The sequence below is a fragment of the Sphingobacterium faecale genome (genome assembly GCF_016746095.1).
Taxonomy (GTDB): Bacteria; Bacteroidota; Bacteroidia; order Sphingobacteriales; family Sphingobacteriaceae; genus Sphingobacterium; species Sphingobacterium faecale.
In genome coordinates, this window is record NZ_JAERTY010000005.1 from 53,089 (window position 1) to 79,209 (window position 26,121).

22 protein-coding genes are annotated in these 26,121 nt (G+C 39.9%); 12 read left to right on the top strand and 10 right to left on the bottom strand.

The window, feature by feature from the left end; genetic code table 11:
* The first annotated feature begins 55 nt into the window (after positions 1-55).
* Positions 56-1,252, top strand: coding sequence for a proline dehydrogenase family protein (locus JKG61_RS10275; protein ID WP_202102893.1), 1,197 nt, complete (start codon positions 56-58; stop codon positions 1,250-1,252).
* A 141-nt stretch (positions 1,253-1,393) separates the two neighbouring features.
* Positions 1,394-2,005, top strand: a complete 612-nt coding sequence (locus JKG61_RS10280; protein WP_202102894.1) for an HAD family hydrolase — start codon at positions 1,394-1,396, stop codon at positions 2,003-2,005.
* A 3-nt stretch (positions 2,006-2,008) separates the two neighbouring features.
* Here the strand turns inward: JKG61_RS10280 and JKG61_RS10285 are convergent, their stop codons facing one another.
* Both JKG61_RS10285 and JKG61_RS10290 read right to left on the bottom strand, forming a co-directional pair.
* On the bottom strand, positions 2,009-3,343 hold the full coding sequence (locus JKG61_RS10285) for a hypothetical protein (RefSeq protein ID WP_202102895.1): 1,335 nt from the start codon (positions 3,341-3,343) through the stop codon (positions 2,009-2,011).
* Positions 3,344-3,356: 13 nt separating this feature from the next.
* A complete protein-coding gene (locus JKG61_RS10290) occupies positions 3,357-3,971 on the bottom strand; it encodes an RNA polymerase sigma factor (RefSeq protein WP_202102896.1) in 615 nt (204 codons plus the stop codon).
* A gap of 426 nt (positions 3,972-4,397) precedes the next feature.
* Here JKG61_RS10290 and JKG61_RS10295 point away from each other — a divergent pair, with 426 nt between their 5' ends.
* The 3 genes from JKG61_RS10295 (at position 4,398) to JKG61_RS10305 (ending at position 7,192) form a co-directional block, all read left to right on the top strand.
* On the top strand, positions 4,398-5,258 hold the full coding sequence (locus JKG61_RS10295; RefSeq protein WP_202102897.1) for a universal stress protein: 861 nt from the start codon (positions 4,398-4,400) through the stop codon (positions 5,256-5,258).
* Positions 5,259-5,583: 325 nt separating this feature from the next.
* Positions 5,584-6,816 (top strand): PQQ-dependent sugar dehydrogenase, encoded by a 1,233-nt coding sequence (locus JKG61_RS10300; protein ID WP_202102898.1) that lies wholly within the window; start codon positions 5,584-5,586, stop codon positions 6,814-6,816.
* A gap of 58 nt (positions 6,817-6,874) precedes the next feature.
* Complete coding sequence (locus JKG61_RS10305; RefSeq protein WP_202102899.1) at positions 6,875-7,192, top strand: GNAT family N-acetyltransferase; 318 nt, start codon at positions 6,875-6,877, stop codon at positions 7,190-7,192.
* Positions 7,193-7,390: 198 nt separating this feature from the next.
* Here the strand turns inward: JKG61_RS10305 and JKG61_RS10310 are convergent, their stop codons facing one another.
* Positions 7,391-9,232, bottom strand: a complete 1,842-nt coding sequence (locus tag JKG61_RS10310) for a carbon starvation CstA family protein (protein ID WP_202102900.1) — start codon at positions 9,230-9,232, stop codon at positions 7,391-7,393.
* Between the two features lie 208 nt (positions 9,233-9,440).
* On the opposite strand from JKG61_RS10310, the gene JKG61_RS10315 reads away from it, so the two are divergent.
* Positions 9,441-11,219, top strand: a complete 1,779-nt coding sequence (locus JKG61_RS10315) for an AMP-dependent synthetase/ligase (protein ID WP_202102901.1) — start codon at positions 9,441-9,443, stop codon at positions 11,217-11,219.
* Between the two features lie 10 nt (positions 11,220-11,229).
* Entirely contained in the window at positions 11,230-11,601 is a 372-nt protein-coding gene (locus tag JKG61_RS10320) for a diacylglycerol kinase family protein (RefSeq protein WP_202102902.1), read from the top strand.
* Between the two features lie 58 nt (positions 11,602-11,659).
* On the opposite strand, the gene JKG61_RS10325 is transcribed toward JKG61_RS10320, so the two are convergent.
* Positions 11,660-12,364: a DsbA family oxidoreductase gene (locus JKG61_RS10325; RefSeq protein WP_202102903.1), complete on the bottom strand. Its 705-nt coding sequence runs from the start codon at positions 12,362-12,364 to the stop codon at positions 11,660-11,662.
* Positions 12,365-12,628: 264 nt separating this feature from the next.
* On the opposite strand from JKG61_RS10325, the gene JKG61_RS10330 reads away from it, so the two are divergent.
* Positions 12,629-13,222 carry a methyltransferase domain-containing protein gene (locus JKG61_RS10330; RefSeq protein WP_202102904.1) on the top strand — a complete coding sequence of 198 codons (594 nt, stop codon included), beginning with the start codon at positions 12,629-12,631 and terminating at the stop codon, positions 13,220-13,222.
* The gene (locus JKG61_RS10335) at positions 13,219-13,413 is read left to right on the top strand and encodes a hypothetical protein (protein ID WP_202102905.1); all 195 of its coding nucleotides are present in this window, start codon (positions 13,219-13,221) and stop codon (positions 13,411-13,413) included. Before JKG61_RS10330 ends, JKG61_RS10335 begins: the two co-directional genes overlap by 4 nt.
* Before the next feature lie 62 nt (positions 13,414-13,475).
* Here JKG61_RS10335 and JKG61_RS10340 read toward each other — a convergent pair whose 3' ends face one another.
* From JKG61_RS10340 to JKG61_RS10355, 4 genes are all read right to left on the bottom strand, one after another.
* Positions 13,476-15,056 (bottom strand): SusD/RagB family nutrient-binding outer membrane lipoprotein, encoded by a 1,581-nt coding sequence (locus JKG61_RS10340; RefSeq protein WP_202102906.1) that lies wholly within the window; start codon positions 15,054-15,056, stop codon positions 13,476-13,478.
* 14 nt (positions 15,057-15,070) lie between these two features.
* On the bottom strand, positions 15,071-18,358 hold the full coding sequence (locus JKG61_RS10345; protein ID WP_237249443.1) for a SusC/RagA family TonB-linked outer membrane protein: 3,288 nt from the start codon (positions 18,356-18,358) through the stop codon (positions 15,071-15,073).
* 173 nt (positions 18,359-18,531) lie between these two features.
* A complete protein-coding gene (locus tag JKG61_RS10350; protein ID WP_202102907.1) occupies positions 18,532-19,626 on the bottom strand; it encodes a FecR family protein in 1,095 nt (364 codons plus the stop codon).
* Positions 19,627-19,718: 92 nt separating this feature from the next.
* Complete coding sequence (locus JKG61_RS10355) at positions 19,719-20,276, bottom strand: RNA polymerase sigma factor (protein WP_202102908.1); 558 nt, start codon at positions 20,274-20,276, stop codon at positions 19,719-19,721.
* A gap of 329 nt (positions 20,277-20,605) precedes the next feature.
* On the opposite strand from JKG61_RS10355, the gene JKG61_RS10360 reads away from it, so the two are divergent.
* The 3 genes from JKG61_RS10360 (at position 20,606) to JKG61_RS10370 (ending at position 22,068) form a co-directional block, all read left to right on the top strand.
* On the top strand, positions 20,606-21,091 hold the full coding sequence (locus JKG61_RS10360; RefSeq protein WP_202102909.1) for a thermonuclease family protein: 486 nt from the start codon (positions 20,606-20,608) through the stop codon (positions 21,089-21,091).
* Positions 21,092-21,182: 91 nt separating this feature from the next.
* On the top strand, positions 21,183-21,383 hold the full coding sequence (locus JKG61_RS10365; RefSeq protein WP_202102910.1) for a hypothetical protein: 201 nt from the start codon (positions 21,183-21,185) through the stop codon (positions 21,381-21,383).
* 298 nt (positions 21,384-21,681) lie between these two features.
* Positions 21,682-22,068, top strand: a complete 387-nt coding sequence (locus JKG61_RS10370) for an HU family DNA-binding protein (RefSeq protein ID WP_202102911.1) — start codon at positions 21,682-21,684, stop codon at positions 22,066-22,068.
* A gap of 280 nt (positions 22,069-22,348) precedes the next feature.
* Here the strand turns inward: JKG61_RS10370 and JKG61_RS10375 are convergent, their stop codons facing one another.
* Both JKG61_RS10375 and JKG61_RS10380 read right to left on the bottom strand, forming a co-directional pair.
* Complete coding sequence (locus tag JKG61_RS10375; protein WP_202102912.1) at positions 22,349-24,388, bottom strand: family 20 glycosylhydrolase; 2,040 nt, start codon at positions 24,386-24,388, stop codon at positions 22,349-22,351.
* 52 nt (positions 24,389-24,440) lie between these two features.
* A complete protein-coding gene (locus tag JKG61_RS10380; RefSeq protein ID WP_202102913.1) occupies positions 24,441-26,120 on the bottom strand; it encodes a DUF4980 domain-containing protein in 1,680 nt (559 codons plus the stop codon).
* Position 26,121: the final 1 nt, after the last annotated feature.

Consider the following 26,121-nt stretch of genomic DNA (forward strand, 5'->3'; position numbering starts at 1 on the left):
TTCCCCAAAAACTATTCATTAATTACTTACTTTTGTCTCGAAAAATTAATGCATAATGATAACACAAGAGAGTTCGCCCATATTAAACTTTGATAACACTGAAATAGCCTTCCGTAACAAGTCTGATAAAGATCTAGAAAGAGCCTATTGGTTATTTAAGATGGTTGCGTCCAATGCCCTGATTAAGATTGGTACTCCAATAACTAACTTTTCTTTGAACATCGGTCTGCCCATTCAAGGGATAATTCGAAATACCATTTATAAGCAGTTTTGTGGAGGTGAGACTATTCAGGGGTGTAGCAAAGCCATTGATGAATTGGGCAAAGGTAATGTGACTACGATATTGGATTATTCTGTTGAGGGAGAAGAGTCTGAAGCAAGTTTTGACGCTTGTTGTAACGAGGTATTGTCTACTGTAGCTTTTGCAAGAACCAATGAATTGATCTCATTTTGCGTGTTCAAACCAACTGGTGTAGGCCGTTTTGATTTATTGGCTAAGGTTGATGCTAAACAAGGATTAACAGCTGACGAGACTGAGGAGTTTAAACGTCTCTTGGATCGCTGTGATCGGATCTGCAAGGCTTGCCACGATGCCGGTATTAGAGTACTTATCGATGCCGAACATTCTTGGATTCAAGATACGATCGACGATATCGCACGTGAGATGATGGAAAAATATAATAAAGAGCAGGCTATCGTTTATAATACATACCAGTTGTATAGACACGACAAGCTAGCTTCTTTAAAAGCGGACTTTGCCTATGCTGAAGTTCAGAATTTTTATCTAGGAGCAAAGATTGTCCGTGGGGCTTATATGGAGATCGAGCGTGAGCGCGCAGGGGAAAAAGGATACCCATCCCCTATACAACCGAATAAAGAAGCTAGCGATAGTGACTACAACAGTGCCATTATGTTCTGTGTCGATAATATTGAGCGGATTGGTCTTATGGCAGGCACCCACAATGATGCAAGCTGTATGTTGTTGGCTAGCGAAATGGATAAACGTGGTATTAGACATAATCACCCACATGTGTTTTTTGCGCAATTATTGGGTATGTCCGATAACCTATCATTCAATTTAGGGGCAGCAGATTATAATGTTGCTAAATATATGCCTTATGGACCTGTCAAATCCGTGATGCCATACCTGTTCCGTAGAGCACAAGAGAACACATCTGCAGCAGGTCAGACAGGGCGTGAGTTAAGTTTGATTATAAAAGAGAAGAAACGTAGAAAAAGTTTGAAAAAGTAACTTGACTGATACTATCATCTAGATAAAATGTGATTATCGGTAATAGATACTTTATCTCCGTTTGAGAGTGATTACGCTAAGTGTGAGTTTTATTTCAAACGGAGATATTTTTGTATTGCGGCTTTTTGCTATTAAAATAATATGACTGACAAAGAATTAGTGAAATATCATCATTTGATGAAGCTTTCAAATGAAGCTAAGGCATTACTTTTTGATGTAGATGGCACTTTGGTAAACAATATATGGGCACACAAGGCCGCTTATGTTGAGACAGCATCGGAGTATGGTATCCAGTTGGACGATACTCTGATTGATGAAACCGCTGGGTGGCCTACTGTTGCTGTAGCTGAGGAGATTTCCAGACGGTATAACGTTGTTTTGGATATTGAGAGCTTCTCTAAGCGAAAATCAGCTATATTTATTGAAAAATTTGTTTATGAAACTCAGCCTGTCAACTTTGTGAGACAGGTACTTATAGATAATGTAGGAATAAAGAAAATTGGTATAGTTTCTGGAGGTAGCCGATCCACGTTAAATATTACACTAGATGTTGTTGATGTGTCCGGCAAATATGAGGCTTTAGTATGTGCTGGTGATACGGAAAAAGGAAAGCCATCCCCTGATCCATTTTTATTGTGTGCCAGGTTGCTTGATGTATCTCCTCATGAGTGTTTAGTCTTTGAAGATGGCGATCCTGGTGTGACGGGAGCTATCGCAGCAGGCATGTCCTGGGTGCGTATAGATCAGTTGTAAGTGCTAAAAATTAGTCATTACACGTATGCCTCCATTGGTGTAATCCATATCTGATCGTCTGTATTGGCCCACCGGAACCTTGAAATATGGTTCTACGGATATGCCAAAACGGTTATTAACTTTTACTTTCTTGCCGATAGAGAAATTTACGAAACCATTAAAACCATTAGTTGAAACATTTTCATCTGCAGATTTTATAGTTTTACTCACTGCTTTTACTGCAGACTTCATCTGTTTCTCGTCCTCAGGAAAACCTTGAGAAAATGTTTCTGTATTGATATTGTCTACATAATGGGCATTTCTTTCTTGATTAAGTATTGCCGAGTATGAAACTCCCGCAACGGCATAGAATGACTTTGCTACATTATATTTCACCTCTAATGGAACGTCTAGCGATTGCACTATACTGGTTACTGCATTAACGTTAGGGATTATCATTCTATTGCTTTCGGTTGCACTATAAGCCATTATGTTATTGCTTACAGGGGCATCGCTTGCTTTTTGACGAACGACAACGGCTTCTGCACTACTGGCTGCAGCAGGATTTTTCATCATGCCTACTTCATATGAATTGTATGACGCTCCTGTGCGTACACTCACTTTATTGGTGATGTTATAGGCTAATGTCAAACCTCCACCAACGTTAGTTTTTTGACTGGTCGACTGAGGCGATACAAATAAGCCCAAGTCAAATCGATCTCCAAAATGCACCTGTTTTTTCTGATTTATCGATTCCACCTCTTTGAAACTTAATTCAGACGTAGGGATGGATCTAGCCGCTAGTATGCTATGGTCAGCTTGTGCCGGAGTACTTTGAGAAGTTCTGATGTCCGCTGATGTATAGCTTCTTGTCTCTGCCAAAACCTTCTTGATTGATCCCTGAGGAGGTATTTCCAAGCTGATTTCAGGACGGCTGAATGCCTGTGAAATAACCGGCAGATTTAGCTTGTATTCAGCTTCTTGCGACTGAGGAGATATGCGACTATATGATCTAAGTTCATTATCGTCAATCTTTGATCTTTCATTAGGAACTCTTTTCTCCGATTGATCAGCGCGCTGACTGTCCATTGCTGTATCTTTATTTTCGACAACAGCGGCTATATTATTTCCATTATCAATATTTGGTGTGGTTGAATTCTTGATATAATATACCCCCCCTACCCCCAATAGCAATAGAGCGGCAGCAGCCGACACCCAGCGTGTGATGGGGCTGATCTTGTTAGTGCTGCTAGGATTTTGACGCTTGAAGCTCTCCCAGGCTCCTTCTCTATATCCCCTATCAGGCTGCTCCTTAAGGCGTGATATTATATCATCGATTATGTCTTTCTCACTTTTCATTCTGCATATATTTTTAAGAATGATTTATATTGTCTAATACAGAAAACTGATCTGTATACAGTTTTCTTAATCTCGATTTTGCTCTTGTCAAATATGTCCGCGAGGTACTCTCTGGGATGTTCAATAGTTTACCGATTTCTTCATGCGAATACCCCTCTATTTCATAAAGGTTGAATATCGAACGTTGAATTTCAGGTAGTTCGTAAAGTAGTTGTAATATATCGTTTTCTTCGAGCCTCGTAGATGAACTTACCGCATGTTGCAAAAGTTCACCTTCGTGTATATCATCCAATGCATAGGCTTCTTTTTTCGCCCTGATTTTATCTATTGATGTATTGACTGTTATGCGTGCCATCCAAGCTTTGAATGTCTTTTCTACAATGGTCTCATCTTCGTCAAAAGAAAAATCGGTAATTTTCCTAAAAACTTTTACGAACGATTCATTAACAACATCTTCAGCTTCCATCTCTTCTTTTACATAGCGAAGGGCCACCGCCATGAGGTAACCATAAAATTTTTTGTAAATAAAAGACTTGCTACGTTCCGTATCAACCAATACACACTCCTCCAAAGCGGACTTTAGAGTTAAAGGGGCTCTCTTCTTGAAGTATTTTGGCAATATATTCACGTAAGACTTATCTGATATTCATGTATCTAAATTAAGTATTTTATTCCCTATAATGCTAACCATAAAGCGTCAATTAAACAAATAAATCTCTCAACGTTTATGTATACTAACGAATACGACGATCAAACGCTACACCTATAGCATTTATTTTTTTGATTTGATATTGAACTTGAGTCTTTGGTTCTTTTTGCTTAATTTTAAAGAAATATCCGCCTAGCATGAGCGAATTAACATGAACGAGCTAAAGCAGCGTATATGCATTATTTCACAACAGAAGACATATATAGTATAGTTAGAATCCGCCAATTTACGGATGGGAGATAAAAAGTAGATTATACACATATGAAATACTCCTATTTAGCAAAGCACAAACACTCATGAGTCCGCCAACTGGTGGATGACATATAAAAAACAGATTATACACATATGAGACATATACTATTCCCTACAGACTTTTCAGAGGCAGCAAACAATGCTTTTTTATATGCCTTGAATTTAGCTAATCAATTGGATACAAAATTATTTGTATTGTACTCCTATATCACTCCTGTTTTGTCTGCAACACATGCGGGACAACCCGAGATGTTGGCAGATGTATACCAACAGGTTGAGCTTTCTAAATTTGATTATTTCAAGAAGCAAGCTCCAGCATTACGCGAGCTTGCTCAGAATCATAAACTAGATCCTTCGAAGCTTGTATTTATATTTGAAGAAGGGACTGTCGTTTCCAGTGTGAAGAAGGTTGCTAAGTCTGAGGATATCCGCTTAATAGTGATGGGAACCTATGGTGCATCCGGTTTTACCGAAAAATTCATTGGAACCAATACAGTGGCTGTAATACAGAATGTTCAACAGCCTGTACTCGCCATACCTAGCCAAGCAAAGTATGCACCAATAAAGAAGGTTGCTTTTACGACACTATTCCGCGAAAAGGATTTACCTGCGCTGGAAGAAGTGGTAAGTATGGCTAGTTTAGTGAATGCTGAAGTGTACTGCACTCATGTGATGGACGATGCTAGCAATCCGGCCAAGCCGTTATTGTATGGAGAAGATTGGGGCAAAAAGTTTCAAGGGAAAAAGCTGGATTTCGTCTTTCTAGAGAAGAAAGTAAGTGTTGAAGAAACGATTAATAGCTTCCTTATGGAGAATAAGATTGATCTGTTGGCTATTGTTAAACGTAACAGAAATTTCTTTGACAGATTGGTTAATTCCAGTCTATCAAACAAATTAGCGTTTCATTCGGATACGCCTATTCTTGTATTCCATGAAGAGAAGGACGCTAAGTAAAATGAACGATTTTTAAGTATTTCTGTTATAATTAAAGTGGGATGTTAAGTACATTATTGAATATTCTGAAACAGGCAAATAAGTTGGATCTACCCGTAGAGAAGTATACGATGCTTATTAATGAAAAAACAGAAACTGAAGGCATTCTCTGTTTTGTTCCTATGGAACGAAAAGAGATTAAAGTTTTGTTACCCAACCCTTATCACAAAGATTTATTAGAGTTGTCGACTCCATTTACTTATAAGCATTTACTCTCACATAAAGAAGTTATCATTTTAAAGTAACGAGAAGGCAAGTTTTGATATTTAAAACAAATTATACATATATGAAAAAAATACTTTCTCTCGCGCTGCTATCTTCCTCTGTGCTAGGTGTAGCTTGCAATGGTAGCTCCGCGAATAGTCAAGAAACGTCTGCCGACAGTGTTCTCGCCCCTGTTGAGTCACAAAAAGCTAATACGGCCTATAAACCCGCTTTCGATGGGCAGACTCGTATCCCTGGTGTCAAAACCTTTACGGCTTTTGAAGGTAAAGTGTTTGCTGAAGGATTAAAATCACCTTGGGGAATTGCCGTTCTCCCGGACGGTCGTTTTTTGATTACAGAAAGAGCTGGAACGATGCGTGTCGTAGGTGGTGACGGGCAATTGGGCGAACCTATTACCGGTCTTCCCTCGGTTGATAGTGATGGACAGGGAGGGCTTCTTGGGATCACCTTAGATCCTGAGTTTGAAAGCAACCGTATGGTATATTGGATATTTTCCGAGCCATCCGCCCAAGGGAATCTTACAGCTGTTGCTAAAGGAAGGTTAGCAGAAGACGAAAAAGCGGTTGAAAATTCTATCGTTATCTATAGAGCTGGCCCTGTTTTCAAAGGAAATCTTCATTTTGGAGGACGTATTATCTTCGATAAGAGTGGCAACCTATTTGTAAGTACAGGAGAGCGTTCAGAGTTGGCTACACGTCCTATGGCTCAGGATCTGAATACCGGGTTGGGAAAGATATTACGTATTACCACTGATGGCAAGCCTGTTGCAGGTAATCCTTTCGAAGGCAAACAGGATGTTCTTCCAGAGATTTATTCTTACGGACATCGCAATGTGCAAGGAATTGCTTTACATCCAGAGACAGGAGATCTTTGGGAAACAGAGTTTGGTCCTCGGGGAGGAGATGAACTTAATCGTGTAGAAGCTGGGAAGAACTACGGCTGGCCGACGATTACCTATGGTATCGAATATTCAGGTAAAGAGATCGGCGCACCTCCTATTCAACAAAAAGAAGGCATGGAACAACCCGTTTATTACTGGGATCCAGTTCTATCGCCATCGGGCATTTCATTCTATACAGGCACTGCAATTCCGGAATGGAAAAACAATCTTTTCATAGCGGGACTTAGTAGTATGCATATTGCTAGATTAGTGATCGAAGATAATAAAGTCGTGGGTGAAGAACGACTACTTAGCAAAGAAGGTCAGCGCTTTAGGGATATTATTCAAGGACATGATGAAGCCCTTTATGCGATTACTGATACGGGAAAACTATACCGTATCGCAAAGAAATAGTAGATGTATTATCCTGTGTCCACTAGTAGGTAGATAACAGATAAAAAACAGATTACATATGAAAGAAGAGTTGCACCATATCCCGTTAGTAAAAAATGATTTAGATCACCGTTTCGAGATTAATGTAAATGGTTATTTAGCATTTATAGATTTTAAAGAAACCCGGAGTCGGATTTCTTTAATACATACTGAAGCAGCTGCTGAACTGAAAGGTACGGGGGCAGCCCAAGCCGTGGTCGAGAAGACCCTGTTATTTATTGAACAGGATGGTCGGAAACTGATGCCCTACTGTCCCTATGTATTTGCTTACGTTAAGAAGCATCCCGAGTGGAAACGGATCGTTGATCCTGCCTTTCCTGCTTATGGGGATATCTAGCTTTTTTGTGGATAAATGACTACAAAAGCAGTGTTTTTTACCGTATAATAATATGATGACACTTCTGTTGGTCAATTCTGGCATACACTTTGATTACTAATTATTAGATTGTAAAAAATATTTTATTAATCACTTATAATTACAATATACTTCCTTAAGCCCAATGATAACGTGCGATATTATTGGGCTTTTACTTTTTTAGCGTTCGACCCTCTCTTTAACTGATTCGCCGTAGAAATCGGTATATATAGCTTTCTTTTTAGCTAATTCGTACCATTTGATAAATGCACCAATAAAGACTATCATCATGAGGATCATTGCAAATATTGCTAGGCCCGCTAATAGCCATTGCTGATTGGGCAAGTAAATATTGAATACCTGTTCATAACCCGCCCAGAAGGTGATAACAGCCATAAATACTCCAGGAATAGCTGTGCACAGTGCATACTTTCCACGATCCATGCGAATCAACATGGTGGTGCATACGATTAGTCCACAGGCAGCCAGTAATTGATTGCTTATTCCAAACAGCGGCCATATACTGCTTACATTTCCTGTATAAACCAGGTATCCCCAAGAAAAAGTAAATATAAAGCTGCTGAGCAAAATGCCTGGCAACCAGTTTTTATCTTTGAACTTAGGTATTACATTTCCCATCATCTCTTGTAGAAAAAAACGGCCTACACGTGTGCCGGCGTCTATTGCGGTTAATATAAATACAGCTTCAAACATGATCGCAAAATTGTACCAATAGGCCATTACATCATCCATGAAAGGGATATTGTCAAAAATATGTGCCATGCCCACAGCCAGGGATACCGCGCCTCCTGTTCTTCCATGCAGATCGATCCCTATCCGTTCTATAAAATGATCAAGATCTACCGTCATCAGTTCAGGATGTTGAGCGAGGAAGGTCTCGTACGATGCTAAAGGAGTATTTATTGCGAAATAATCTCCGGGCATTAACGTGCATGCTGCGATTAGGGCCATTAGTGCTACAAATCCTTCTACCAACATAGCACCATAACCTACAAATAGAATCTCCCGTTCGTTGGCCAGCATTTTTGGAGTTGTCCCCGTGGCTATAACAGCATGAAATCCCGAGATAGCACCACAGGCAATGACAATAAATATAAAAGGTAGAACAGGACCACCGATTACCGGTCCACCACCAAAGATAAAGTCCGTAAGTGCCGGCATTTGAAGGGTTGGTTGTACAAAGATAATTCCTACAGCTAGCATGAGTATAGTGCCTATTTTTAAATAGGTAGACAAGTAGTCTCTAGGGACTAGTAGTAACCACATAGGTAATACGGATGCAAGAAAACCATACATTGTGATCGCTATAGAAATCGTTTTAATATTCCAGTGAAATAAATTGCTTATCTGTTCATATTGCATCAGATTGTGTCCGCCAATTATTCCTATAATCAACAAAACTCCTCCTATAATACTTGCTAGTGTAACTGAATCTTTTCGGTACCGCATGATCAATCCCATTAATACAGCTATAGGCATAGTGATAATGACCGTAAACAAAGACCAAGATGCTTCATGCATTGCGCTGATGCAAGCTAATGAAAGCCCCGCCAACGTAAGAATTAAAATCAGGAGAACGGCTATCCCCGTTATAGTGCCTGTAGTTCTACCGATTTCTTTATAAGCGATAGAAGCTAAGCTTTCTCCTTTGTGCCTTATAGAAGCAAAGAGCACAATCATATCATGCACTCCTCCTGCTAGTACACAGCCTATTAAAATCCAAAGAGTTCCCGGTAGATAGCCAAATTGAGCAGCTAAAACGGGGCCTACCAGAGGACCTGCTGCCGCTATGGCAGCAAAATGGTGTCCAAATAGTACATTTCTATTCGTCGATACATAATCCTGACCATCGGCAAATTCGTTGGCCGGTGTGATGTTTTTGTTATTTAGACGTAGAACCTTATTCGCCATGAAAATACCGTAAAAACGATAGGCTATAGCAAAAACAAGCAACGATACAAAAATTAAGGTTAATGCATTTATCCCGTTTAAAGACTCCATAGATTTATAGTTTGATTGTAAGTGATGGTAAAAATAGAAATTATATCAATTCTTGCTGTGTATTTAATTTATTTAAAAAACTATAACTGTTTCATTCATGCTTGGAAAATTGTTAATTTGTTATTTTTGCATCCAGTTTTAGTAAAGGAATAGTATAACAAAAACCAGTATATATTAGGATTGTATAGTTTATTACACCTCTTTTAATATGATCGAAGTACAAGATTTAAGATTGTTCGATTTGGCTAGGCGTCAGATCGATTTGTATCCCAACCTATCCATGTTTGGGTATAAGCGAGGAAGTAAATGGCAATACCTTTCGACAATAGATTTTTTGAAAGAGGTCGATCGATTGTCACTAGGGCTTATAGGTCTGGGGATATTGCCAGGTGAAAAAGTCGGCTTAATTGCAGATAGCAGCGTTGAATGGCACATGATGGATTTTGCTATACAGCAGATTGGAGCTGTGGTGGTTGCTATGTATCCCAATATTACAGATGCTGATTACCAATATATATTTAATGACGCGGAGATTAAGCTTTGTGTCGTAGGAAATAAGTCGCTTTACAATCGTATCAATAATATCAAGCAAGCTATTTATACGCTTAAGTACGTTTTTTGCGTTCAGGAGGCAGAAGATGTCCGGAACTGGAATGAGTTAAAAGAGATTGCCGCAGATAAAGATATTACCTTGTTGGACACGTTGCGAGACAAAGTTTTACCGGGTGATTTAGCGACTTTAATATATACCTCAGGTACTACGGGCAAACCCAAAGGCGTCATGCTTTCACATAACAATATTGTTTGCAACGTTATGTCGGCAAGGGATATTACTCCCTGTCAGGCTTTTGATCGTGGACTTACCTTTCTCCCGCCCTGCCATGCTTATGAACGGATGGTCGTATATACCTATATGTACATCGGTATTACCATTCATATAGCAGAGTCTTTAGACAGGATCGGACAGAATATTACGGAGGTGAAGCCCCATATCATGACAGCGGTACCACGTATCTTAGAGAAGGTTTATGAAAAAATTATGAAGACCGGTCATGAGTTGTCTGGAGTTAAACGTAAAGTCTTTGACTGGGCGGTGGATATCGCGGATGGCTATGATCCCAATCCCGCTAAGCGGAGTGCATTCTATAACTTTAAATTATCAATTGCCAAGAAGCTAGTCTTGGATAAGTGGTACCAAGCATTAGGAGGACACTTGATTACAGTCGCGTCGGGTTCGGCTTCCTTACACAATAAACTTGCTCGAATGTTTCTAGCTGCGGGTATTCCTATTTATGAGGGCTACGGCTTGACGGAGGCCTCCCCTCTTATAGCTGTCAATCATTATATACATGGCGTACGTGTAGGTACTGTCGGTCTACCCGTTAAGTATGTAGAGGTCAAGTTAGCAGAAGACGGGGAGATTTTAGTCAAAGGCCCGAATGTGATGATGGGCTATTATAAAGATCCGGCAGAAACGGCTAAAACCATCATCAATGGCTGGTTGCATACCGGTGATATTGCCGTGCTTGAAGAAGGACGTTTTATAAAGATAATAGATCGTAAAAAAGAGATGTTCAAGATATCCGGAGGCAAATACGTTACCCCTCAACCTATTGAGAAGAGACTAGTTGAGTCACCATTTATCGAGCAGGCTATGGTTATTGGAGATGGTCAGAAATTCGCTTCTGCGTATATCGTTCCCAACTATTCCAACCTCTTAGAATGGGCGCGTACCAATGCTTCCGAACTGGTGACCTTGCCCAAAGAAGAGTTCTTAAAACAAGATGCTGTTCTTAAAAAGATAAATAGTGAAATCCGTCAGGCCAATCAGCATTTCGGAAATTGGGAGCAGATTAAAAAGCCTATTATCCTACAGGACGAGTTTACAATTGAGGGAGGCGAACTTACGCCCACTTTAAAGATGAAACGCAAGGTGATTCTCTCCAAGTACAAAGTGTTATTTGATGAGTTATATCGTTCTGCCTAAGTGAGTTATTATGTCTGGGTTCAAGAAGAGGATAGATAGTTTTAAGTGGGCTTTCAATGGCTTCAAGGTAGCCTTCAAGGGCGAGGTCAATTTAAAGATTCACCTCGTTGCTGCAACAATGGCAATAGCGCTTGGTTTTCTTTTTGACATCGATCGTTACGACTGGCTTGCTGTTTTGATTGTAATAGGGATGGTATTATCTGCCGAAATTTTCAATACCGCTTTAGAGCATCTGGCGGACTTCGTGTCCATCGAAAGGTGTCCTGCTATCAAAAAAATCAAGGATCTTGCCGCAGCTGCGGTCTTGCTCCATGCTATTATTGCAGCTATAGTCGGTATTATTGTATTTTTTCCTTACATTATCGCTTATCTCCAGGCCTAGATATAGATAGCATGGACAAAAAAAAGCCAGATTACATTCCTAATCTGGCTTTTTTATATTACTCACATCCGTCAGGGCCGCAGCTCGGTCCATCCTGCTCTGCCACAATCTGTAGTGAACTACCCCCCTTCCACTCCGATAATGCCTTTTCCAGTGTCTGTACGAATAGTTCATTTGGTTGCGCTCCTGAGATAGCGTATTTACGGTCGTATACAAAGAAAGGTACCCCCTGCACACCGATCTGGCGAGCCTCATGAATATCCATTTTTACTTCATCATCCAGCTCTCCGTTCTCCAGTACTCTGACTAATTCATTTTCATCCAGTCCCAATTGCGCGGCTAGACCTGTTAACACAGCGATATCATCCACATTTTTACCTTCTGTAAAATAGCTTTTAAAAAGCAATTCTTCCGCTTCTAGCTGTTTGCCGTACTTCTTCGCAAAGTGGGCAAATACATGTGCACGGAAAGAGTTTGCTACCACCGCTTTATCCATATGATATTCTAGACCTTCTACAGCTGCCATTTGTGTTACCTGTTGGCTCATTTGCTGCGCTTGGTCTAAACTCATTCCCTTATGCTTAGACAGATAATCGCTGATATTTTGAGAGGTGTCAGTCTGCAAATCCGGATTCAGCTGATAGCTTTTCCATTCGATTTCTATGGCATCTTTATTCGGAAGAGTTTCAATAGATTTTTCTAATTTACGTTTTCCAATATAACAGAAGGGACACATGATGTCACTCCATATTTCGATCTTCATTTTTTCCATTTGCAATCCATTTGTTTAAATAGTTCCTTATTACAAAGATAAGTATTGTTTGAGGCAAAGTATAATGTGTGTAACATAAGTCACTTTCGGCACCGCATATTCGGTGTAACTTTACGTTATCATGTCAGAAAGGTAATGGTAGAATAGTTAACTTTCGACAAAAAAGAGATCTTATCTGACAGGCACCACAGGAAGACAGAATAGCTTTTCCTCTGAGAAGAGTTGCTGTGTAAGCATAAGATTAGTTAAGTCGCTATGGAAGAGAACGTAAAACTGGATGCTGAATACTGGGAGCATCGTTGGCAGGCTAGACAGACAGGTTGGGATATTGGATATCCATCCCGACCTATTGTGCAGTATATGAAAGGATATTCCAATAAGGAAGCACATATCCTAGTTCCAGGCTGTGGCAATGCGTATGAAGCAGACTGGTTGGCCGCTGCCGGGTTTATGAATATTACGGTATTGGATATATCGCCCACAGCGATTGTGAGCGCCAAGAATAAAGTACAGCATGGCGCGGCTATTAATTTTGTTTGTGCCGATTTCTTTAGCTATCATGGGCAATTTGATTTGATTATTGAACAGACCTTTTTCTGCGCCATCCCTATAGGTCGGCGCAGCGATTATGCCCGTAAGACATCTGAGCTATTGGTTGCCGATGGCCATCTGGTAGGTGTTTTGTTTGACCGGGAGTTTAGTTACAGTGGTCCACCGTTTGGCGGCAGTGCCCTCGAGTACGAACCACTATTTAAAACGTATTATACATTCGAGCACTTCGAAACCTGTTACAATAGTATCGATACTCGGGCAGGTACAGAGTTGTTTATCAAATTGGTGAAAAGATGAAAGAGCTGTTTTTAAGAAATTGGACCTTTATGCGGATCTTCAGAATCGCATTGGGACTGGTAGTTGCTATTCAGGGTTGGTATAGTAACGAATGGATATTTATTGTATTGGGACTTATATTTGCTATAATCTCTTTTCTCAACCTAGGTTGTTCTGCCTATGGTGGTGGTCACTGCAACTACCGTAGATGATATAAAAAAAGGTAGGCCCACCATTATGGTGGACCTACCTCGCATTACTACCCTTTATTGATTTATTGTTTATCCCACCATACACGGCCACTCAGGTTATCTCCACCTGGTACTGCCGCCGCTGCCGCTTTATAATATTCCTTATTTGTTCCTGCTTCTTCGGCTGTAGGATATGGAAACCTACGGGGTATAGTACCATTCGTAGCATTACCTGGGTATACCACCGGTGTTAGTTCCGGATAGCCTGTTCTTCTCCAGTTGGCCCATGACTCGTAGAAGTTCAATGCTGTATTCTGGAGAATCCAGTATTGATTACTGATCTGTTTTAATCCCTCCGTTAGTGGGTTGGCATTTACAAAAGCAGAAGCGTCCTCCTCCGATATAGCCAATCGATCATCATACTGTCCCAAGAAAGTAATACCAGCTTTTACTGCATTAGCGTAATGTGTAGCAGCAGAGCCTCCTATTCCCCATCGTTGAGCAGCTTCTGAAGCCAACAATTCGCTTTCAGCGTAAGTCAGTATAAAAGTAATACCATTCGATTTTATCATGCCTGGGTGCAGCGAAGAGTATTCTGCCATCGTGGTGTAAGAGGGGTGAGCAGATACCGCATACTCCACTTTGCTGTTCAAATCTTTTCCGTTTGGCATTCCTTTTTGCTTAGTAGCATCCGTAATATAACCGGGGTTCTGAGTTTTGTTATCTTCACTCATCCAGAGATTTGTAACGGCAACTTTTATTCGGGGATCGTTTTTCCCTTTCAGTGCATTGATAAAAGTATCAGACCATTTTACATAGTAATGTTCGGCTCCCCCATCTCCTAGTAACACTTGACTGGTGCGGTTCTGTGTAACACGTGAACCGCTATTATCATGTTTGATAATGGCGTTTTCGGTATTACTGGCTAGTGTTTTTCCGATAGCTTTAGTTGCATAAGCTTTGGCAGTACTTTCATCTACCTTAGTCAGGCGCATAGCTAGTCTTAACATGACCGAGTTACCAAACCTTTTCCATTGCTCAATGTCTCCTCCATAGATGATATCTCCTGTTACTTTATCACCGGTCGTAGTCAGTGCATTGGTGGCTTCGTCTAGCTCTTTTAGAAGATCCATATAGATATCCTGCTGTTTGTCGTACTTAGTAGATAATATTTTTTTATAATATCCTTGTCCGGCTTCTGAATAAGGTACATCACCATACAGGTCTGTGATTCGGGCAAATATTAATGCTTTCCAGATACGTGCTATTTGATGGACGTTATTATACTTTTCATTGTTCTTTGTGACTTCAAAAACATCAACAATGGGTTTTACCTGCTCATCGTATGCCCTCTCCCAATAGGCAGAAGTATACAGTGGGTTGAGGAGGTACTTGTCTCCCGCCCAGTAACTGATGACTGTAGACAAGCCTTGTATCATTGTACCGGAGTAGATCAAATTGGCACGCCATGTATCGTACGCAAAGTCAATGCTACCCGTATAAGTCAGTTGAGCCGTAGTTAGCGTAAAGTTAGGATCAAAATTCTCCCCTCCATACGCTACAGGGTTTGTATTTATATTTACAAAGTCTTTCGTACAGCTTGTTGTTGTTAGTACTCCGGCAAATGCTAAAAGTGCTAGTATGTTTAGTTTATTCCTTTTCATATTTGTTATCCGATTTAGAGTTTAACATTGAGGTTGAAACCAAAAGTGCGTGCAGGTGGCATACCTCCCAATTCTAAGCCAATAAATGTTGCATTATAACTCGACTCAGGATCAATATTGTCCGTTTTTTTCATGAGTGTAAACAGATTACGTGCTACGAAGTTCAATCCCAAACTCTTGATCTTGTTATTAAACATGGAAGTCGGGAATGTATAACCAAAAGTCAACTGTCTAAACTTTATGAAACTAGCGTCATTCACGAAGCGAAATGATGTGTTATCAGCCATATTCTCATAGTATTTAGGCGCAGCATTGCCAAGAGCTTCACGATCTTTCAATGTTTCTTGATGCAATCCTTTTATATAGCCGTAGTAGTCTGTACCTGAGAATATTTTTCCGCCAAATTTGCCATCGATCAAAAATCCGAGATTAAAATTCTTATAAGTAAAGTCGTTGTTCCAGCCTGCGAACCATTTGTTCTGGGCTGAGCCATAGCTTTTTAATTCACCTTTAGCTGGCGAACCATTCTCTAATTTCATAATCTGACCATTGTCGTCATACTTGTAGTCATAAGCAAATATTTGTCCGAATGCTTTACCTGGTACATTTTTTATGAAACCGACACCGGATCTAGATGTTGCCACTAGCTGCTCGTCCAGACCATCAGCCAAGGATAGTACTGTATTATCATTGTAGGTTCCGTTTAATGAAGAGGTCCAGTTAAAATTTGCTTTCTTTAGGACAACCCCTGATAATAAAAGCTCTACTCCGGTATTACGTATGGAGCCCATGTTCAAAACCGCAAAGGGATATCCCGTTGAAATAGGAATAGAAACTTCTAGAATTTCATTTTTTGAACGCTTAGTATACCAGGTTAGATCAACAGATAGACGATCATTTAATAAACGGACATCTGTTCCTATTTCAAGCTCCGATGCGGTCGAAGAGAATAATTCAGAATTAGGAACAGCTGTGTTCGAAATTTGACCAAGCGCATTATTGTTTAAATTCTGCGCCATAAAACTGTAATTTAAAACGGTTTGGTAAGGGTTGGTTGCTTGTCCCACCTGGGCATATCCGGCACGTAGCTTACCGAAATTTAATACTGGGGAATTTAAAAATTCTGAAAACACGAACGAACCACTTACTCCGGGATAGACGGAGTATAGTTTATTGTCCTTTCCGGGTGTAGCCAAAGTAGAGAACCAGTCCGCACGGACACTACCCGTCAAGTAGAAAATATCACGGTAAGCATATTCCAAAGTACTGTATAGCGATTGCATTTCCTCTTCAGATTTTATCTGTGCCAGTGATTTATTCGCTAGTCCAGGAATAGTATGTACTCTATCTACCAAGAATTTGGTTCCTTGATTGATCATCATGTCTGATTTTGTGTTACGGAATGCTGCTCCTAAATTTGGCGTCAACGACATATCATCGGTCAATGTAAATGATTTTCCGACCAAGATGTCTGTATTCAAATCTGTAAATTTAGTGCTTTGCAGAACCATATTATTAGGTGGGGCATAGGCTAGTCCTTCTGGGAAAACACCTTCATATTCGTTGGTATAGTAGTCCTGTCCTGCGCGACCTTGTACGAAGATGCCATTGTCAAATGTATAACGAGCCGTTACCGAGCTTATCAGTCTGTTTCTCTTTGTATTGTTTTGGATTTCGTAAGCTGCGTACCAAGGGTTAGTGTCCCAAGGATTTCCGGAATTATAGGCTATTTCTTCGCCATTAGTATCTTTCCAAGGTTTTAGATCACGGATATCTATACTTGTGGGCAGGAATATGGCATTAAAGTTTGCACTACCAGCACCATCTGACAACATCGGTCTATTTTTTGCGTTTTCAATGATATAATTAGCACGCGCATCTAAGGTTAACCTTTTGACCGGTTCGAATGTGCCGGTAAGGTTGAATGATTGTCTATCCAAACCAGAGTTTGGCATAATAGATTTATTATCTAGGTCAGTGACCGAAAAACGGATAGAACCTCCTTCAAAGGATTTATTTAATGCCAGCGAGTTTGTCCAGGTATGTCCATTTCTATAGAAGTTCTTGATATTGTTTTTTTGAGCGGCATAGGGACGTTCCACCCCGTCAAACTGTACAACCTTTGAACCATCAAGCTTACCGCCCCAACTCGATGCGCCTACTTGTTTGGCCGCAGCGGCGCTACCGGGTTTTTCATTATTTGTACCTTGCCCATACACGTATTGCCAGTCCGTTGGATCCATCACATTTTCTACGACATAGTTGCTGCTGAAGTCTATGCCGTTACCTTTGCCGGATTTGGTCGTAATCAGTATAACTCCTGCTTTGGCTCTAGAACCATATAGTGCGGAGGCGGCCGCTCCTTTTAGTACAGAAATACTTTCTATATCATCGGGATTGATATTACTGATGGCATCCCCCATGTCTGGCGCATTGTCCCACTGGCTACCTTTGTTTCCGTTGGGATTAGTTGTCCCACTGGTAGAGGCGCCCGATGGTTTATTTTCCATCGGCATACCGTTGATTACATAGAGCGGTTGGTTCGTCTGTCCCAAACTGGATATACCCCGGATTACCACACTGCTGGAAGCTCCTACACCGCCGGAGGTGGACGAGACATCAAGACCCGCTACTTTTCCGACAAGGGAATTTACGACATTATTTTCACGAGCTTTGGTTAGACTTTCTCCTTCAACCTGCGTCACGGAGTATCCCAGGGAACGGCGCTCTCTTTTTACACCTAGGGCAGTCACTACTACCTCGCTAAGCATTTGGTCATCGCGTTCTAATGCGACAGTCACCTCACCGACTTTTTGTATGGTGATTTCTTTAGATAGATATCCTGTGAAGGAAACCACCAAAGTATTTCCCGTTGGTACATCAATCTCGAATCGGCCATTCAAATCGGTTGCTTTTCCGATTGCACTGCCCTTTACGCGTACGGTAGCGCCGGATAGTTTGTTCCCATCCTGATCAGTCACCAATCCTTTTATGCTCAAAGTCTGTTGTTCGGACACCACAACCAGTCCTTCACCCGAAACCGAGTACTGTAGACCATTTCTAGCAAATAGACGTGGTAGTAGGTCAACAACTTTTGTGTTATCTACTTTTAGTGAAAGTTCCTTGTTAAGGTTTTCATTTGTTGCACTATAGACAAAGTAATAGTCGCTATTTTCCTCAATCAATTTGAGAATCTTGCTCAACTTTGTCTTTTTGACATCCAAGGAGACTTTCTGTTGGGAATAGACATTTGCGGTTACGTTCGCGAATGCCAATACAATCATAATCAAGGTTAGTTTCATCCGAATAATGAATCTAGAGCGCACAAGATAATTCCAATGCACTTGCATAAAGCCATTTTTAATCATACTTTAGTGTTGGTTAAAGTTTATAATAGGCAGCGTATGGGTTCGAAGCTTACGCCTGCCGGTTAAATTAATCCAATAAGGGGATGGTTTTTACCATCCTTTTTTAGTTATTTCTCATAAATTATCACGTCTTTTCCATGTATCTCATAATTAAAGGGTTCTACTTTTTGTAATGCTTTTAAAACTTGGTTAATATCTTCTTCTTTAAATGTAGCCGTAAATCTATATTTTCCTATTGCTGGGCCCTTCAATGTGATATTGATGTCGTACCAGCGTTCGAGAATAGACTTCAGTTCATTGAAATCCTGGTCGACCATAGCTAGTCTATTTTCTTTCCATGCGATATCTGCCATTTCATGCTTTTCATCGTTAGGGACATCCTGTATTGCTATTTCCTTGACATTCGCTTTAGGTTTTGCCGCTTTCTTTGCTTCCGTCTCCAGGTTTGCAATCATCTCATTTTTATAAATAGTCACTTTTTGGTTAGGTTTGATGACGATAGAATTTTCATTTTTGCCTTTACTTTTCAGCTCGATTAGACCTTCAATCAGAAGCGCCTCTGAGGCCAGTTCATCGGGATAAGCCTTTACATTGAATGAGGTGCCCAATACTCGGATATCAAACTCATTGGTGTGTAGTACGAAGGGCTTATCTGCATCTTTTTTTACATCAAGATACGCCTCCCCTGTCAAAGACACTTGGCGTGTTGCTTTTCCAAAATCGGTATCAATCTCCAGCTTACTTTCCGAATTGAGTGTAACCTTAGTTCCATCTTCCAGGGTAAATGTTTTCTTCTCCCCTTTTATAGTTTGGTATATCTGACCTGTAGCAGACATAGCTAGATCCTCAATAGCTGTCTCCGTTGTCTTAAAATATCCCAAGTACATAAATCCAAACAAGGTGAGTGCAGCGGCTACAGCGATAGAAGTGGCCACTATAGCCCACCGCTTGATAGGTTTTCGTTTGTTTTGTTGGTTGATTGTATTTCGTAGGTTATCCATCTGTTGGATAACTCGTCTTTTATGGCCTGTCAATACAGCGAATAAACGTTGTGCTCGGGCTATGACATCCTGTTGATCAGGGTGTTGTTGTATATAACGTTCCCAGTATTGCACACATTGCTCATTTTCCTGGGCACAGTATTGTTGGAATGTATCATCAATTAGGAAGTCCTCTACTTCTTTGTAGTCTTTATGGCTCATTATTTAAGCGGTTTTATAGTATAGTGCCTATAATCCGTTCGATTGCCTAAAAGAAAAATGAAATAATTTGTATTACGTTGTATATTAGCTAATTAAAATTCCTTTAATTGTTCTCGTAAAGTCTTCAGTGCATCATACAGCGTATTATAAGCGGTCTTTACACTAATGTGAGCGATTTCGGCTATCTTTTCATAACTATAGCCTTCAAAAAACTTGAGGTGTATCAGTTGTTTCTGTCTGAAAGTCAGTGTTTCCAGTGCTTCTTTTAAGCGTAGTTTGACCAGTTCATTCGTCTGTACTCGGATTATAAATTCATCGTAAGGCATCTCTGTCCAGTCCTCTTCCGCTTTTAGATGCTGCAGGGCGGTGTTAATCTTATTCTGTTTTTCTAGTAGTCTTAAAATTTTTCTTTTTAGGAATGTCAACAGGTATGATTGTACATTTTCTACGCGGTCTAGGTTTTCTCTTTTTTCCCATATATTGGCAAATACCTGATCTAAGGCCTCTGTACTTAGATCTACATCACCACAAGTGCGTATACCAAAATTGACAAGATCGTTATACAGCGCAGCATACAGATCGAAGAAAGCATTCTCATCCCCCGATCGGATTCTTTCCCATAATAATCTATAACCTAATGGTCCTTTCATTGCTTTGTTTTAGCCTAGCTGTTCGAATTGGCAGCATTATACTGGTCTAGCGAAGATGTCTATTTTTTTTTAGATATATTCAAAAAAAGTTAAATTAATATAGAGTTCTAGTGATCCGTTAAAAAATGTTAAGAAGCAAGATTACTTGTACTAATTTACTTTCTCTTTACGTTTATAAAGTATAATTTCATAATTAGGTTAATAATTGGTTTGGTAAAATCCTGAAGTTCCCCACTTCAGGATTTTTTATTTTCCCTCGTCCTCTTTTACTTACGTTTTCTGCCTTTAATAGGGTTTTGAGCTCCTTCCATTTCTTTTATCTTTGCCGCATGCAGAGAATGTTTTTGGTTGTTTTATTTCTACTATTCATTTTTCAGGGGTTAGCACAGCGGTATATCGAAGGCAGAGTCATACGGGTAGCCGATGGTGATACCTTTACGTTAGTAGATCTGCATAAAAAGAAGACGAGAGTACGTTTCTTTGGAATAGACTGTCCCGAGATCGGTCAGGAATACGGCCGTGCAGCCAAAAACTATACCTCCTTGCACACGCTTGATAAAGTAGTTAGAGTGGAAGTAAAAAATAAAGACCGATACGGTCGTTTGGTCGGTGTTGTCTGGCTGGATCCGTCTACTGATCTGAATTTAAAACTTATCCAAGCCGGTCTCGCTTGGAATTATCCCGCTTACAGTAAAAGTGATACATATCGTGAGGCTGAGCAACAGGCGAGAGTACGTAAGGTCAATATTTGGAGACTCAAATCGCCTACGGCTCCTTGGGAGTTTAGAAAGCTTACTAAAAAAGGTAAACGTTAAAATATCTAAAAATCAGACCTATAATTTGATTAATAGAAAGTTATGTTTTATATTCGGTTTGCTAATGTTTGATTCTTAGTGTAATTATGTTATGAAATCTCCATTAAACCGAATGACAGTTTATCCATCCGATCTACAAAAGATTACCGGGCGTAGTGAACGTACGTGTCAACGTATCATCAATAAGATCAAAGATATGTTTGGGTTAGGGAAGCAGCAGTTGGTTACAGTACATCAGGCATCTGAATACTTGGGTATCCCTGTATCTGATATGTATAGCTTCATGCGTTAAGCCTTTCCATCTACCGTCTCGTCTGAGCCTCTATATAGGCCTTTTCTCTTTACGTTTATTATTAACATACAATTGTGGTGCTGTCTATTCCAGTTCTGATTCTATGGGGACGTCATTGCAGGTTTGTTTAAACCGACATTCCCGTCAAAAACGACAAATCTGCCAATTCCGACAACCCCGTCAAAAACGACAAGTCATTAAATAATCCATCATACCTTTAGTTTGTCATTCAGGAAGTGATATCACCTGTTGACACGAAGTAATTAATTTATTTAATAATTTTTAAAGAAAAGAAAAAATGGCAATTAAATTCAATGTCCATGAGATTGGGAACCCAAGTGACCCAACTGCACCCAAAAAATTTTATGCAAGGCCAGTGCATACTGGTGAAGTTACTTTAGAAGAACTTGCCGCGGATATTTCGCACGCTTCCTCTATTACAGAATCGGATGTCTATGCCGTTCTGCAAAGCTTGATAAGGGAGATACCACGTAATATCTCTCGGGGCTATATCGTCCGCCTTCGAAACATGGGGTCTTTCCGCGTGACTGCGAAAAGCACCGGAAGTGATTTAGAAGAGGAAGTGACTACTTCAAATATCTTCGGTCCAAAACTTCTTTTTCATCCTGGTAGACAGATAAAAAGCGCTATGCAAACATTAGTTTTTAAGAAAAATGGCTCTTAATTACTAACACATGAAAGGGTTTAAAAGGGATATCTCTAGGAGATATCCCTTTTTTTAGAACCTCAAATGGGGATAAAATGACCGCGGTCAAATAAAAAAACGCTTAAGCGACTTTCTAAAAAGGCTTAGGCAACTTTTTAAAGTTGCCTAAGCAATGTATATCAACACCGTATCCTGTAATAAGAAGTGTTTTTTTGTATCGATAATCAACAAATATTACAGTTGAGAATATGTAGTTTATCTATTTATACGTAGCTGTATATACATTTACTAATTTGTTTTATGGCGTCTGATCCTGCAACCACTCTCTAAGGTTTGCAATAAACATAAGCTCAAAGACAAACATCCAATCGTCGTTCTGGGTGCCATTGGCCAAATGCTGATGAAAGTTGGAATCCAACAAATAATCTATGGGATTGTGCAGTCTTTGTAGATAAAAGATCTTAGAAAAAGAGCTTCTTAGTGACTCAAATTCGTCTAATAGAGCAGAAAGCTCTTTCTTTACAACTAGTTTAGTAGAATCTTCATTTGCTTTGTCATAACGCTCTAATAATAAAAGTACATGCGCTGGATATACATGTAATTCATTGATCTGTTCAAAGATTTGCAAGGCAAAATGATTTCGTAAAGCCAAATTTTGACTTTTTCTTATTTCCTTACGCAATTCCTCATAAAGCTTCACACATTTCCGCGCATTATCCAAACGTTCTTTTTGTGATAGTGACCAATTGGAATCACCCATTGTTAGCGGGATATTCAATATTTTTGTTTCATTAGTGTCATTAGGGAATTTGTATCGATGTCCTCTTTCTAGCAGTGCACGATCCCAAAACTTGAGGGATTCCTCTAATTTATCTTGAAAAGTGTAAACACTATCTTTGTAATTTAGACCGTAAAATCGTTGTAAGAAAGATATATTTGCAGTATGACTATCTATCTCGACATAATTCCAATTCATAGCTGCAAAATAATAAAGACCGCGCCATACCGTTTCAAAATGCGGAGATGAGTCATCCCAGACTGTGCATAGCATATGCTGCATCTCGCTATTTTTAGCGATCTCAGCAAATGCCTTAATGGATTTAAAATTAGATTGATCTCGGGGCATCATCGGAGCTACTTGCTGCGCTGCAGTAGCTCCCATAATTTTCAAACCATTATCTCTGTACCACTTTATAGCACGATTATTGCCGTAGGCCCAAGGTGTACTATAGTTCCAACGCATAAAGATGCATTCTTTCGGAAAAAGCGCTATATTATCCTGTAATAGTTTGAGCGATTTGACCCAGTGCATTTTAGCAGAATCTATTGGCATACTATCATCATAGGTCGTTTCATACAATCCCTTTAGTTTGAAAACCATATCGTCCCAAAAAATAGGAACACGTCCGCGACTAATGATATAGCTAGAAACTTTATTCAGCCAGTACATCTGTAGTTCAAAAGCCGACATACCTGATTCTTTTGATAATGTAGACTGTCCCAACTGCCCCACTTCATCGCCACCAATATGTATGTATTCTCCATAGGGAGTAGCCTTTAAGGCTTCATCATACAAATTGAATAGAATAGCATAGGTACCCGAGTCTAGTGGAGAGAAGGCCCAGTCAGAAAGTGGATCCTCTCGCAGCGACCTATAGGTGGGGTGCTTTAAAATAAAAGAAGCATGTCCAAGTCCTTGTATCAAGGGACTTATCTTTACAAACCTTTCCTGAGCATAGTCACTCAGTGCACGGAATTCGTCAATTGAAAAGGCGTGATCTGCACCTATCAAAGGGGTATGCTCATACCTAAGTTTGTCCTCAAATTCTAGAATAACTGCATTAACCTTTATTTCTGCTAAACGGTCAATAACGCTATAATAATACGGCATATCATCTAAATGATGCTTTAAATCAATATGTACAGCTCTATGACTGACATCGGGATAGTCCAGAATATCACAAGCAGGTATCGGGATGTTATGTTCTTTCATATCCTGTATTAGTTGTTTGATAGTTTGTAAACCATAAAAAAGACCTGATCTTTCTTTGGCCTTTATCTTAATTACGTTATTAGCGATCTGGATACGGTATCCTTCTGCATTTACTGGTAGTTCCATCTCTGAATCTAGAAAGAGTTGAATACCTCCGTCTACTACTCGTTTCACCCTAGCCAATGAGGACATTTCTTTGGATAGTTTAAACGGAAAAATGTCGTCTGCATAATAAACATGCCTAGGCATATGTAGCATTCCTACACCAGGTTGCGCCGTTATCTTTTTGGGAATAGGGAATAGCTTAAACGCAGTATCTAGTTGTGCTTTTCCTACTCTGGGCATTAAAAAAATGTACAAAACTGCAATAACTAGGCAACGGCCCATCTTCAAACCGCTACCAAATAGAAGAAAGTTCATAAACATCTAGTTTTTTACAGATAACTTTACCGTTTAGGACTTTAAGCGATAGTCTTTCTGAGTGACTGTTGGTGTTTTTATTAATTGGTATATAAAACTCTCCATCCTGAGCAAATATTTCGACCCCAACTCGGTCTATAAATAAATGAAGTTTTAGTCTGCCATCTATCAGGGGAATGGTATTGACAACTCCATCTACTCTCAGCTGTTCCGTGTTTTGATCGTAGGATAACAATATACCGTACATGTTAATTTCAAATAGGCTCTTGTCCTGTGGAAGGAGATCTATATCAATCTCTAACTCTCCAAAAGAAATCTCACGAAAGGGATTATTCATTGCGGAGTTGAAGATTTGTTTTTGCCAGGTATGTTTTTTTTTCCTTAACTGAGTCAGTTCTGCTATAGGATTGCGTCTTACGAATAACATATCTCCCCGCTTTCCCATTGAGAGTTCCATAGGTATACTCATGGACTGGTTAAACGTCATTCCATCTACAGCAGTGTGTGTATGCCTCCAGCCAATTTCGATTCGTATGTCGTTTGGTGTATTGTTAAATACTTGGGCTGCATAATATCCACGACCATAGTTTCCTCTCAATCGTTCGAAGTCAGGTTTAAACATCATGCCATCAAAATCACCTATCGCGTAACTGCCATCTACCGCAGAAAGCACCCATTTTGTCTCCGCCATGCCGCTGTCGCTTTTAAGTTGATAAAACTCTGGACATTCATACAGATATTTATCCTCTCCCCGCCCACCTCTTATTGTACTTATCTGCTTCCAATTCCGTAAATCATCGGAGTTGAAGAAATACACCGCATGTTGCTCGTGTTCTTCAGTGACATACAAAGTTAATATCCATTTTTTTGATTCTTCATGCCATATCACCTTAGGATCACGATTTCCAGGAACTATTTTAGGAATGGCAACCTCGCTTATCTTTTGGAATGTTCGTCCATCTAATGAATACGCAATACCTTGCTCCCAAGTTCCTTCTGCGCAGGTATAAAATAATAACAATGGAGGATTTTCTAAAGTACCCAAGCCCGAACTATTGGAGATATCGACAATAGCACTGCCAGAAAACATAGTGCCTCGATGATCGGGAAAGAGAGCTATTTCCAACTCTCTCCAATGTACCAAATCGGTACTCACAGCGTGTCCCCAATGCATATTCCCCCAATGTAAACCGTAAGGATTATGTTGGAAAAACAGATGGTATTCTCCTTTGTAATAAACTAAACCATTAGGGTCATTGAGCCACCCTTTCTTTGCCGAAAAATGAAATTGCGGTCTATGCTTTTCCTGGTATAAGTCTGTACTATAGGTCTCTTGAGCGGTCTGCTGAAATAGTTTATGGTGGACAGCTAGGTCAAGCACAGTATCTAGATAAATGGAAATCATCTCCCCTTTCCAATCATTCAAATTAATATACGTATACCAATCAACCCGATCTAAAGCAAGTTCAATGTCAAAAGAACGAACAGCGTCCCCCCCTACTTTAAGCACTACTTTATGTTTGGATGCTCCGTTTTTGACAGGAATCTTTAACCAATTGTACTTCTGCTCTATCCTGTCGATCAACTGTAGTTGACTACTTTTTTGACTAAGGAGAGTGATAGGAATTAGATGCAACAAAAGAAGAAAGTATCTCATA

What these genes read in the sequence shown, in the direction of transcription:
- JKG61_RS10345 (WP_237249443.1), bottom strand. Translation starts at nt 18,358, where the DNA reads ATGAAACTAACCTTGATTATGATTGTATTGGCATTCGCGAACGTAACC.
- JKG61_RS10315 (WP_202102901.1), top strand. Translation starts at nt 9,441, where the DNA reads ATGATCGAAGTACAAGATTTAAGATTGTTCGATTTGGCTAGGCGTCAG.
- JKG61_RS10360 (WP_202102909.1), top strand. Translation starts at nt 20,606, where the DNA reads ATGCAGAGAATGTTTTTGGTTGTTTTATTTCTACTATTCATTTTTCAG.
- JKG61_RS10310 (WP_202102900.1), bottom strand. Translation starts at nt 9,232, where the DNA reads ATGGAGTCTTTAAACGGGATAAATGCATTAACCTTAATTTTTGTATCG.
- JKG61_RS10370 (WP_202102911.1), top strand. Translation starts at nt 21,682, where the DNA reads ATGGCAATTAAATTCAATGTCCATGAGATTGGGAACCCAAGTGACCCA.
- JKG61_RS10300 (WP_202102898.1), top strand. Translation starts at nt 5,584, where the DNA reads ATGAAAAAAATACTTTCTCTCGCGCTGCTATCTTCCTCTGTGCTAGGT.
- JKG61_RS10340 (WP_202102906.1), bottom strand. Translation starts at nt 15,056, where the DNA reads ATGAAAAGGAATAAACTAAACATACTAGCACTTTTAGCATTTGCCGGA.
- JKG61_RS10365 (WP_202102910.1), top strand. Translation starts at nt 21,183, where the DNA reads ATGAAATCTCCATTAAACCGAATGACAGTTTATCCATCCGATCTACAA.
- JKG61_RS10305 (WP_202102899.1), top strand. Translation starts at nt 6,875, where the DNA reads ATGAAAGAAGAGTTGCACCATATCCCGTTAGTAAAAAATGATTTAGAT.
- JKG61_RS10320 (WP_202102902.1), top strand. Translation starts at nt 11,230, where the DNA reads ATGTCTGGGTTCAAGAAGAGGATAGATAGTTTTAAGTGGGCTTTCAAT.
- JKG61_RS10280 (WP_202102894.1), top strand. Translation starts at nt 1,394, where the DNA reads ATGACTGACAAAGAATTAGTGAAATATCATCATTTGATGAAGCTTTCA.
- JKG61_RS10355 (WP_202102908.1), bottom strand. Translation starts at nt 20,276, where the DNA reads ATGAAAGGACCATTAGGTTATAGATTATTATGGGAAAGAATCCGATCG.
- JKG61_RS10380 (WP_202102913.1), bottom strand. Translation starts at nt 26,120, where the DNA reads ATGAGATACTTTCTTCTTTTGTTGCATCTAATTCCTATCACTCTCCTT.
- JKG61_RS10335 (WP_202102905.1), top strand. Translation starts at nt 13,219, where the DNA reads ATGAAAGAGCTGTTTTTAAGAAATTGGACCTTTATGCGGATCTTCAGA.
- JKG61_RS10330 (WP_202102904.1), top strand. Translation starts at nt 12,629, where the DNA reads ATGGAAGAGAACGTAAAACTGGATGCTGAATACTGGGAGCATCGTTGG.
- JKG61_RS10375 (WP_202102912.1), bottom strand. Translation starts at nt 24,388, where the DNA reads ATGCCCAGAGTAGGAAAAGCACAACTAGATACTGCGTTTAAGCTATTC.
- JKG61_RS10325 (WP_202102903.1), bottom strand. Translation starts at nt 12,364, where the DNA reads ATGAAGATCGAAATATGGAGTGACATCATGTGTCCCTTCTGTTATATT.
- JKG61_RS10285 (WP_202102895.1), bottom strand. Translation starts at nt 3,343, where the DNA reads ATGAAAAGTGAGAAAGACATAATCGATGATATAATATCACGCCTTAAG.
- JKG61_RS10295 (WP_202102897.1), top strand. Translation starts at nt 4,398, where the DNA reads ATGAGACATATACTATTCCCTACAGACTTTTCAGAGGCAGCAAACAAT.
- JKG61_RS10275 (WP_202102893.1), top strand. Translation starts at nt 56, where the DNA reads ATGATAACACAAGAGAGTTCGCCCATATTAAACTTTGATAACACTGAA.
- JKG61_RS10350 (WP_202102907.1), bottom strand. Translation starts at nt 19,626, where the DNA reads ATGAGCCATAAAGACTACAAAGAAGTAGAGGACTTCCTAATTGATGAT.